This is a genomic window from Candidatus Tectomicrobia bacterium (assembly GCA_016192135.1).
Lineage (GTDB): Bacteria > UBA8248 > UBA8248 > UBA8248 > UBA8248 > 2-12-FULL-69-37.
The window spans coordinates 110,483-117,589 of sequence record JACPUR010000040.1 but is presented as its reverse complement, the minus strand read 5'-3'; the positions used below and the strand labels follow the sequence as shown (position 1 = coordinate 117,589).

The 7,107-nt window shown below is 65.6% G+C and carries 12 protein-coding genes; all 12 read left to right on the top strand.

The window, feature by feature from the left end; genetic code table 11:
* The coding region (locus HYZ11_17450; protein ID MBI3129399.1) for a thiamine pyrophosphate-binding protein at positions 1 to 918 on the top strand (918 nt) is incomplete at its 5' end.
* Between the two features lie 207 nt (positions 919 to 1,125).
* Positions 1,126 to 1,713 (top strand): hypothetical protein, encoded by a 588-nt coding sequence (locus tag HYZ11_17445; protein MBI3129398.1) that lies wholly within the window; start codon positions 1,126 to 1,128, stop codon positions 1,711 to 1,713.
* A gap of 515 nt (positions 1,714 to 2,228) precedes the next feature.
* Positions 2,229 to 2,498 (top strand): hypothetical protein, encoded by a 270-nt coding sequence (locus HYZ11_17440; GenBank protein ID MBI3129397.1) that lies wholly within the window; start codon positions 2,229 to 2,231, stop codon positions 2,496 to 2,498.
* A gap of 206 nt (positions 2,499 to 2,704) precedes the next feature.
* Positions 2,705 to 3,163, top strand: coding sequence for a hypothetical protein (locus tag HYZ11_17435; GenBank protein ID MBI3129396.1), 459 nt, complete (start codon positions 2,705 to 2,707; stop codon positions 3,161 to 3,163).
* Between the two features lie 211 nt (positions 3,164 to 3,374).
* A complete protein-coding gene (locus tag HYZ11_17430) occupies positions 3,375 to 3,632 on the top strand; it encodes a hypothetical protein (GenBank protein ID MBI3129395.1) in 258 nt (85 codons plus the stop codon).
* Complete coding sequence (locus tag HYZ11_17425; protein MBI3129394.1) at positions 3,629 to 4,267, top strand: hypothetical protein; 639 nt, start codon at positions 3,629 to 3,631, stop codon at positions 4,265 to 4,267. Before HYZ11_17430 ends, HYZ11_17425 begins: the two co-directional genes overlap by 4 nt.
* 18 nt (positions 4,268 to 4,285) lie before the next feature.
* On the top strand, positions 4,286 to 4,561 hold the full coding sequence (locus HYZ11_17420; protein MBI3129393.1) for a hypothetical protein: 276 nt from the start codon (positions 4,286 to 4,288) through the stop codon (positions 4,559 to 4,561).
* 55 nt (positions 4,562 to 4,616) lie between these two features.
* The gene (locus tag HYZ11_17415; GenBank protein ID MBI3129392.1) at positions 4,617 to 5,162 is read left to right on the top strand and encodes a Rieske 2Fe-2S domain-containing protein; all 546 of its coding nucleotides are present in this window, start codon (positions 4,617 to 4,619) and stop codon (positions 5,160 to 5,162) included.
* 36 nt (positions 5,163 to 5,198) lie between these two features.
* Positions 5,199 to 5,960 carry an SCO family protein gene (locus HYZ11_17410; protein ID MBI3129391.1) on the top strand — a complete coding sequence of 254 codons (762 nt, stop codon included), beginning with the start codon at positions 5,199 to 5,201 and terminating at the stop codon, positions 5,958 to 5,960.
* A gap of 55 nt (positions 5,961 to 6,015) precedes the next feature.
* The gene (locus tag HYZ11_17405; GenBank protein ID MBI3129390.1) at positions 6,016 to 6,360 is read left to right on the top strand and encodes a hypothetical protein; all 345 of its coding nucleotides are present in this window, start codon (positions 6,016 to 6,018) and stop codon (positions 6,358 to 6,360) included.
* A gap of 163 nt (positions 6,361 to 6,523) precedes the next feature.
* Entirely contained in the window at positions 6,524 to 6,724 is a 201-nt protein-coding gene (locus tag HYZ11_17400) for a redoxin domain-containing protein (GenBank protein MBI3129389.1), read from the top strand.
* 18 nt (positions 6,725 to 6,742) lie between these two features.
* On the top strand, positions 6,743 to 7,039 hold the full coding sequence (locus HYZ11_17395; GenBank protein ID MBI3129388.1) for a TlpA family protein disulfide reductase: 297 nt from the start codon (positions 6,743 to 6,745) through the stop codon (positions 7,037 to 7,039).
* Positions 7,040 to 7,107: the final 68 nt, after the last annotated feature.

Genomic DNA, 7,107 nt, shown 5'->3' with positions numbered 1-7,107 from the left:
CTCGGCTCCATCGGGCGGGGCACCCTCCCCGAGGCGCGCGCCCTCTTCGAGGCGGCCGACGTGGTGCTCGCCGTGGGCACCCGCCTCGCCCACACCACGAGCTTCTTGAAGCCCGGCTTCCTCCCGGGGGGGGCCAAGCTCATCCACGCCGCCCTGGACCCCCGCTCAATCGGCCGCGCCTACCGGGCCGACGTGGGCATCGCCGCCGACGCCGGCCTCGTCCTCCAGGGCCTCTTGCGCGCCGTGGAAAAGAGAAGCCGCCCCGCCTGGCGCGAGAAGGCCGCCCAGGTGTGCGCCGCCCAGGAGAGGCACCGCGAGGCGGCCCTCAGGCTCCCCGGCAGGCCCATCGACCCGCGCCGCGCCCAGGCCGCCCTCGCCCGGGTGCTGCCCCGGGACGCCATCCTCACCATCGACGCCGGGAGCGCCGCCGGCTACACCTACGAATACCAGAGGTTCCTCCGCCCCCGGAGCTTCCTCGCCCCCCAGGACCTCGCCGCCATCGGCATCGGCTACCCCGTCGGCCTCGGCGCCAAGCTCGCCTGCCCGGACCGCCCCGTAGTCACCATCAGCGGGGACGGCGCGTTTCTCTGCAACGGGGCCGAGCTCGAGACCGCCGTGCGCGAGCGGCTCAACACCGTCTGCGTCATCCTGAACAACTTCAACCTCGGCTCCGAGCGCGCCTACCAGCGCCACTTCTACGGGGGCCGCTACATCGGGGACCGCATCGGCAACCCCCGCTTCGACGACTACGCCCGCGCCTTCGGCGCCGTGGGCTACCGCGTCGAGGACCCCGCGGACTTGGAATCCGTCTTCGCCGAGGCCCTCAAACAGGACAAGCCCGTCCTCGTCGACGTCATCTGCGACCCGGACGTCTTCCCCGAGCCGAGAAGGAAAGAGGCCGTCAAGGGGCAGGGGTAGGGGGAGGGAGGCATCTGGGGAGTAGCTATGCCGGACCAATCTTATTTAGATAATCGCTACTTTGTAGATGGATCGATCTACAACTGTCCTTTCTGCAACAGGCGTCATGTGTCTTACACCATCTATGATATTGTAAGTTTTGACTGGACAGACAAAAGGCGGTGCCACTGTTTCTTCGTTGTGTGCCATTCGTGTAGCAAGCAATCAATGCACCTTACTTTCGAGGAACTTGATTATAAGTGGCTCGGAAAGATCAGCGGCGACGACAGGTGGAGATTTTCGTTTAAGGATGACATAGATGCTGGTGATGTGTTGGATCGAGCTTTTTTCTACTCGGTTCCAACTTCATTCTTTGTTCTTGACGAGCGGGTTCCTCGCATCCTTCGAGAGTTGCTAACCGAAGCTGAAGGATGCCTCAAAAGCAATTTTTTGACTGGAGCATCGGCATGCGCTCGAAAAATCGTATATGAACTAGGCGTATTAAGCAAAGCTGATGGTGACGACTATGAGAGTCGAATCAAGTCGTTGAAGCAGATATATCGTGATGTTTCGCCTGAATTTTTCGATACCCTGCTTACGATCCAACAGGTGACTAGTTCAAAGGTGCACGAGAATTCTTACGATGGTTGGGAGGCAAAGCATTTAAGGATCATCTTGGCAGCGCTGGCCGAGGTACTGCATGAAATTTACGTAGTTCCCGCCTTGAGAAATGACCGGCGCAAAGCGGTCCTCGCCCTGAAGGATGAGCTTATTCCGCGAACCGACACCCAAGAGAAAGGTAAATCACTTTCCTGAAGTGTCGCTCCGCTTTTTGGTAAGATGCATGTGACTCGCTGAAAAAAAACAGCCTCCCTCAATCCCCCTCTACCGCCCTCCCCGTTCTCGGTTTGAGTGGTCTTCCGCAGAAGTACGCACCGCCTGTTCCCGCCGCCAGCCCGAGCCAGCCGAGCCCTTCCACGTCTGCCCAAGCGATGACGGCCCCGCCCAGGGCGGCGGAGGAGATTAGTGTGCGCTTGTCTCCTCGCTACGCCCTCAAATACTTGACCAGCGCGGCGGCGGCGAGGACCAGGACGACGAGGAGGAGCAGCCAGGCCAGGCCGCCGGCCCACATCATGCCGCCCATGCCGCCCATTCCGTCCATCATGTGCGCGCCCTCCGGAGGCGGCCGAGGCGGCGTTCTCCCTCTGAATGTAGGCCCGGGGGGCAGACCGCGCCAAGGGGGGCCGTTGACAAGGGAATCTTTTGGAAAGAACATGGTTCTGGATGGAGGGAACCCGCTTTTCCCCCCGCGCCGCTTCGGGATGGACCCCATGAGAAAGCTGGCGATGACGGCCCTGGCGCTCGCGTTCCTGGCGGCCGTATCTTTCCCGGCCATGGCGTGTTCGCCCGGCATGATGGCGGTGTGCGGCACCAACTCGCCGTGCCCTTCCCAGAACCGGCCCTGCGGGACCACCGTCAAGGGAGAGGCCCACCCGGCTCTCCCCCCGGAGCCGCAGGCCCGTTTCGCGGCTCACCCCTACGCTTTCCTCGACCAGACGACTCACCTTCCCGAGACGCCGCCTCCTAGACCCCGCGCCTAGCCTCGCTCGCCGTTCTCCCTGGGTTCCGAGGGCCGCTCCTTCGGGCTCCCGGCTGTCCGGGCGGCCGAAGGCACCGGGGGTCCGGGCGGGGTGTTTCCGCTGCGCTCACTTGGAATGTCTGGTTTCAAAACGGCACGTACCCGAAGAGGGGCCCGTGGCGCCCGGGCCTTTCGGGCGCGGAGCCTTTCGCGGAATGGAGGTTTCCCATGAACAGAAAAATCATCGCGCTCGCCGCACTGCTGACTCTCGCCGCCGCCGGCTACGCCTTCGCCCAGGGGGGCATGATGGGCGGGCAAGGCGGGGGCATGATGGGCCCCGGCATGATGGGGCAAGGCGGAATGGGTCAAGGCGGCATGATGGGCCAGGGCGGCGGGATGATGGGTGGTCAAGGCGGGATGGGCGGGATGATGGGCATGATGCGGATGATGAACGAGTGCGGCCGCATGATGGAGGCCTCGCCCGCCTCCGCCGAGCCCGTCACCAAGGAGAGGGCCGAAGCCATCGTCAAGCAATACCTGACGAACCTCCGCAACCCGAACCTCAAGGCGGGGAAGGTGACGGAGGAAACGGCCAGCTTTGTCGTGGAGATCACGACGAAGGACGGCGCCCTCGTGGACAAGGTCATCGTGGACAAGCGCACGGGGCACGCCCGCTCCATTTATTAATTTCACATCGGGAGCCCTCCCTCTTCGCTTCGGGAGGGGGAGGGCTTCCGGAAATGGAGGGATCATTCGGAGGTATGGATCCATGACGAAAGAAGATCGGCAAAGCGCTCCCGCCGAGGTTCGTAAGCCGGAGCCGTCAAAGGGAGCTGAGCCATTCAGCGGAGCCGCGCCGGAAGGGGCCGGGGCCGGCTGCCACCCGGGCGGCGGGCACATGGGATACCTGAAGATGGCCGCTTGCTGCGCCGCGCCGATTCTCCTGCTGGCGGCGCTGCCTCTCTTCGGGGGCGTCCTCGGCATCACCGGGGCCTCGCTCCTCTCCACACTCGCCTTTCTCGCGTGTCCCGCCGCGATGGGCTTCATGATGTGGCGGATGTCGCGCCAGCAGCCGGGCGCGGGCGGAGCGGCCGCCCCGCCGGTCCCCCTGGCGGAGAATGTTTTGGAGGAACCCATAAAGGAGGTCCGCTCGTGAGACGGATATTGGGCCTAAGAAATCTGCGAGGCGCGTGCGCCCTTGGGGCGCTTCTCTCGCTCGCGGGCGCCGGCGCGGCTTCCCCGGGCTTGGCGGCCTCGCCATCCCAGGGAGAGAAAGACGGCTTCCGGTACGGGCACGTCCATGCGCTCGTGACGGACGCCGGGGGCAAAACCCTCTGGATGGGGACGCATCACGCCCTCCTGCGGAGCGAGGACGGCGGGAAGACGTGGAAGGAGGCCAAGGTCTCGCCCCGGCATCCCCAGCTGGAGGTCATGTCCATCGCCCCGGACATGAGGAACCCGAAGGTCATCTACCTCGGGACGCACGAGGCGGGGGTCTTCAAGACGGTGGATGGTGGCGCCACCTGGGCGCGGATGAGCGAGGGCTTGGGCGGCCAGGACATCCACGGCCTCGCCTTCGACCCCAACTCCACGGAGAAGCTCCACGCGGCCGTCCGGGACGGGGCCGAGGGCATCTACCGCACCCGGGACGGCGGGAAGAGCTGGGAGCGCGTGGCGGACGGCCCGAAGGGGGAGGTGAAGTCCCTCGCCTCGGTGAACCTCTCGACCGGCATGGGGGGCATCTACCTCTACGCGGGCACCACGGAGGGCCTGTTCAAGAGCCCGGACTGATTCTGAGGCTTCCTCAACGTGGGCGGTCTGCCCGCGAGACGGACGGTGCATGGGTTCACGACGGACCCGGGGAACGCGCAGGTCATGTACGCGGCCATGCTCCAGGGGCTCTTCCGGAGCGCGGACGGGGGCCGCGCGTGGGTTTCCATGTCGCCCGAGTTGAAGGAACTTGCCGCCGTGGCGGTGAACCCCAAGCGTCCCGAGGAGATCTTCGTCTCGACGACGGAAGGAACGATCTACCGGAGCGGGGACGGCGGGAAGTCCTGGAAGAAGCAGAACCAGGCGCGGAACTGAACGGTCTCCGGGGAGGGGGGCATCTTCCCCCTCCCCGGAGGAGGAGGCTTTCGAGATGGCAGCCGTGAAGGAGAAGCCTCGGATTCAGATGCCCCGGGAGATGGTGAAGCCTCCTCCCCGGGGCATGGACCGGCGGCGCTTCATGAACTGGGTGGGGTGGCTGGGCGTCCTGGGCTCGCTGGGGGTGGCCTTGCTGGGTTTCCTCCGCTTTCTCTTCCCCCGGGTCCTCTTCGAGCCTGCTCCAGTGTTCAAGGCGGGCCAGCCCGAGGAATACATCGCGGGGGCGGTGGACGAGCGCTACAAGCAGAGCCAGCGGGTGTGGATCGTCCGGGAGGAGGGGGGCTTTTATGCCCTCCTGGCCGTCTGCACCCACCTGGGCTGCACCCCGAACTGGCTCCCCCAGGAGAACAAGTTCAAGTGCCCCTGCCATGGGAGCGGCTTCTACCGGAGCGGGGTGAATTTCGAGGGCCCCGCGCCCCGGCCCCTGGAGCGCCTGAAGATCGTCCTGGCCGAGGACGGGCAGGTTCTCGTCGACAAGTCGAGGAGCTTCCGCCAGGAAAGGGGGGAATGGGGGAATACGGAGGCGTATCTGCGGTTGTAGCAGAGGGGGGTCTCCCGGTCTCGATAGGGGTTGTTTATGGAGCAAGCACAAGCTGGGCAAGCGGAAGCGGCTGGCCGCGGGAAACGTACGGCGTTCTATGCGGGTCTCGTTCTGTGGCTGCTCGCCGCGCTGGCGGGAGCAAGCGCCGGGTGGGTGCTCCTGGGCCGGGAGGAGCTGCCCGTCTATTGGGAGGTGCCCGATTTCTCCCTCACCGAGCGGAGCGGCCGCGCGGTCGCCCTCGCCGGCCTCAAGGGGAAGGTCTGGGTCGCCAATCTCATCTTCACGCACTGCACCGACACCTGCCCCTTGCAGACGGCGGAGATGGCGAAGCTCCAGAAGGAATTCGCGGGCGAGAAAGACTTCCGGCTGGTCTCCCTCACGGTGGACCCGGAGCGGGACACACCCGAGGTCCTGGCGGGGTACGCGAGGAAATTCCGCGCCGACCCCGAGAGGTGGCTCTTCCTGACGGGGGAGAAGGAGGCCATCTACCGCCTCGCCCAGAAAGGATTCCGCCTGAACGCGGTGGAGCCGAAGGCGGGGGCGGGCAAGGCCGGATCTTCTTCGCTCTTGAAATGGCTGACACCGCGTTCCGCCCACGCCCACCATCCCGGCCCCACCCAGCCCTACATCCACAGCTCCCGCTTCGTGCTGGTGGACAGGCAGGCCCGGGTGCGGGGCGCTTACATGGGCATCGTATCCCCCGCCTCGCAAACGGAGGGGGAGTTCCTCCCCCTCTTTGAGGAGGAAACCCTGCGGCGGCTGCGGGAGGACATCCGGAGCCTTCTGCACGGGGATTAGGACGGCGGATAGCGGGTAATGCGATGAGGGCAGCATGAAGCAAAAGAGGTCCCCCATGAAACGAAAGAGGTCCGGCTCCGGCAAGATAGGATGGGCCTTCCTCGCGGCGGCGCTGCTGGCGGCCCTGGGCGCGGGGGCCTGGTACCTGGGGGCTCCTTCCCCCGCCGATCCCACCGTCGCCGACGCCGATCCGCGGTACGTCCTCACGGGGACGCCGCGCGTCCCCCGGCCCAAGACCCTGGACCCCGCCCAGTTCCTCGGAAGGACGCGGGAGGCCTACCAGGCCGCCCGGGATCACCCGGAGCTCCTGGAGCGGATGCCCTGCTACTGCGGCTGCTACCAGAGCGCCGGCCACCAGAACAACCTCGACTGCTACACGGACCAGCACGCCTTCGGGTGAGCGATCTGCCAGAACATCTCGCTGGACGCGAGGGACATGTACAGGCGGGGGATGCCCATCCCCGAGATCAAGCGGCGGATCGACGCCAAGTACGCGCCCAACAACCCCAACCCGCGCCGGTAGGGGGAAAGACGTTTTCACCGCCGAAGAAGGGAGATTTTCCATGCTCGCGAGACGCATCCTTTTGGGGCTGGTCTTTGGGGCGCTCATGCTGCCGGGTGCCGCTTTTGCCCAGAGCGTCATCCTGTTTCCGGATCATCCTCAGGCGCCGGGGTTCCAGCTCCCGGACCTGAGCGGCAAGTCCGTGTCGCTCAAGGGCCTCCGCGGGAGTCCTGTTCTTCTCGCTTTCTGGCAGACCACCTGACCCGTCTGAGGACGGCAGTTGCCGTCCCTCGGGCGGCTGGCCCGGGAGGCCAGCGGGAAGGGAATCCAGGTCCTGGCGATCAGCGTGGGGGAGGCCAGGAGCCAGGTCGCGGAGTTCGTGAAAGCGGAAAAGATTGAGGCGGTCATCCTGATGGACCCTACGGCGGACGCTTTCCGGAAGTACGGCCTCCGGGGACATCCGGCCGTTGTCCTCATCGACGCCGAGGGCAGGAAGCGCTGGGTGAGCTACTCGTTCGACGACGCCTTGAAGCTCTGGGATGAGGCCGGGAAGGACCCCGGACGTTTCCTTCGCTGACGTTTGCCCGAACGGCTTCGGGTTCGGGGATGGTTTGGTTGTCGTCGTGAGGGAAGCTGGAAAAGGAA

Excerpts from the sequence above, each read along its gene's own strand:
- HYZ11_17445 (MBI3129398.1), top strand. The coding sequence starts at position 1,126 with ATGCACCTTACTTTCGAGGAACTTGATTATAAGTGGCTCGGAAAGATC.
- HYZ11_17440 (MBI3129397.1), top strand. The coding sequence starts at position 2,229 with ATGAGAAAGCTGGCGATGACGGCCCTGGCGCTCGCGTTCCTGGCGGCC.
- HYZ11_17435 (MBI3129396.1), top strand. The coding sequence starts at position 2,705 with ATGAACAGAAAAATCATCGCGCTCGCCGCACTGCTGACTCTCGCCGCC.
- HYZ11_17430 (MBI3129395.1), top strand. The coding sequence starts at position 3,375 with ATGGGATACCTGAAGATGGCCGCTTGCTGCGCCGCGCCGATTCTCCTG.
- HYZ11_17415 (MBI3129392.1), top strand. The coding sequence starts at position 4,617 with ATGGCAGCCGTGAAGGAGAAGCCTCGGATTCAGATGCCCCGGGAGATG.
- HYZ11_17410 (MBI3129391.1), top strand. The coding sequence starts at position 5,199 with ATGGAGCAAGCACAAGCTGGGCAAGCGGAAGCGGCTGGCCGCGGGAAA.
- HYZ11_17405 (MBI3129390.1), top strand. The coding sequence starts at position 6,016 with ATGAAACGAAAGAGGTCCGGCTCCGGCAAGATAGGATGGGCCTTCCTC.
- HYZ11_17400 (MBI3129389.1), top strand. The coding sequence starts at position 6,524 with ATGCTCGCGAGACGCATCCTTTTGGGGCTGGTCTTTGGGGCGCTCATG.